Here is a 1852-nt window from a genome sequence, read left to right as displayed (position 1 = left end):
GCCGCGCGGCCGCGCGCCGTCGCGGCCTGGGCGCTGTGGGACTGGGGCTCCGCGTCGTTCAACGCGGTCGTGACGACGTTCGTGTTCACGACGTGGATCACGGGGACGGCGTTCGTCGAGGCGGGCACGGCCGACGTCGACGCGGTGGTCGCCCGGCACACGACGTGGCTCGGCTGGGGCATGACGGCCGCGGGCGTCGTCGTCGCGCTGCTCGCCCCCGCGCTCGGGGCGCTCGCGGACGCGTCGGGGCGGCGCCGGCTGTGGCTCGGCACGACGACGGGCGCGGTCGTGGTGGCGACGGCGGCGATGTTCCTCGTGCGGCCGGAGCCGGGGTCGCTCGCGTCGGGGGTCGTGCTGGGGGTCGTGCTGCTGTCCGTGGGGACGGTGTTCTTCGAGCTCGCGGGGGTGGCGTACAACGCGATGCTGCTCGACGTGTCGACGCCGGCCACGGTCGGTCGGGTGAGCGGCATCGGGTGGGGCGCCGGGTACGTGGGCGGGATCGTGCTGCTGCTGGTCCTGTTCGTCGGGTTCATCCAGCCGGACGTCGGCTGGTTCGGGGTGACGGCGGACGACGGTCTGAACGTGCGGGTGAGCGTGCTGCTGGCGGCGGTGTGGTTCGCGGTCTTCGCGGTGCCGGTGCTGCTCGCGGTGCCGGACCCGGTGCGCCCGCCGGGTGCGGGGACGGGCGTCGCGGGCGCCTACCGGCGCCTCGGGCGCGACGTCGCGCGGCTCTGGCGGGAGCGGCGCGCGACGCTGTGGTTTCTCCTCGCGAGCGCGGTGTACCGCGACGGGCTGGCGGGGGTGTTCACGTTCGGCGCCGTGGTGGCGGTCGGGACGTTCGGGTTCTCCTCGAGCGAGGTGGTCGTGTTCGCGATCGCGGCGAACGTCGTGGCGGGCGTGTCGACCGTGGCGGCGGGCTGGCTCGACGACCGCATCGGCCCGCGGCGCGTCGTGGTCGGGTCGCTCGTGGGGCTCCTGGTCGCGGGGGTCGCGGTGTTCGTCCTGCGCGACGGCGGCCAGGACGCGTTCTGGGTGTTCGGGCTGATGCTCACGGCGTTCGTGGGGCCCGCGCAGTCGGCGAGCCGGGCGCTGCTCGCCCGCCTGACCGAGCCGGGGCACGAGGCGGAGACCTTCGGCCTCTACGCGACGACGGGGCGCGCGGCGAGCTTCCTCGCCCCGTTCGCGTTCTCGACGGCGGTGGCGGTGTCCGGCTCGCAGGCGTGGGGCGTGCTCGGGATCGTCCTCGTGCTCGCGGTCGGTCTCGCGCTGCTGCTCCTCGTGCGCCTGCCCGCCCTCGATGCCGCGACAGGAGCGCGCGCGAGGCGCACCCTGGAGGCGTGACGATCACGACGCGCACGGACGCCGGACCGCACCACCCGTACCTCGACCCGCCCGGCGGGTTCGTGGCGCTCGCCCACCGGGGGTTCTCCCTCGACGGGCTGGAGAACTCGTTGACGGCGTTCGGCGCCGCGGTCGAGCTCGGCTTCCGCTACGTCGAGACCGACGCCCACGCGACGGCCGACGGGGTCGCGGTCGCGCTGCACGACGCGACGCTCGACCGCACGACCGACGGGTCGGGCGCGATCGCCGCGCTGCCGTGGCGGCGCGTGCGGGGCGCCCGCATCGGGGGCGTCGAGCCGGTGCCCGCGCTCGAGGACGTGCTGGGCACGTGGCCGGACCTGCGGGTCAACGTCGACGTCAAGGCGGCGGCTGCCGTCGTGCCCGTCGCGACGGCGATCGAGCGCACGCGCGCGCACGACCGCGTGTGCGTGACGTCGTTCTCGGTCCTGCGCCGGCGCGCGACGCTGGCCCGGCTCTCGCGGCATGAACGCCGAGGACGCGGTCGCGCGCC

2 protein-coding genes are annotated in these 1852 nt (G+C 76.0%); both read left to right on the top strand.

Annotated features, from left to right (window positions below; all coding sequences use genetic code 11):
* Positions 1–1341 (top strand): MFS transporter (locus JZ5iCDA_RS17280; protein WP_069388218.1); only part of this gene is annotated, 1341 nt, incomplete at its 5' end.
* Positions 1338–1852: glycerophosphodiester phosphodiesterase family protein (locus JZ5iCDA_RS17275; RefSeq protein WP_436967423.1), on the top strand; the 515-nt coding region annotated here is incomplete at its 3' end. The genes JZ5iCDA_RS17280 and JZ5iCDA_RS17275, both read left to right, overlap by 4 nt.

It is taken from the genome of Cellulosimicrobium cellulans (assembly GCF_001722485.1).
GTDB lineage: Bacteria > Actinomycetota > Actinomycetes > Actinomycetales > Cellulomonadaceae > Cellulosimicrobium > Cellulosimicrobium cellulans_A.
Note: the sequence above shows the minus strand (reverse complement) of the source record. Positions and strands in the feature narration are given on the sequence as shown.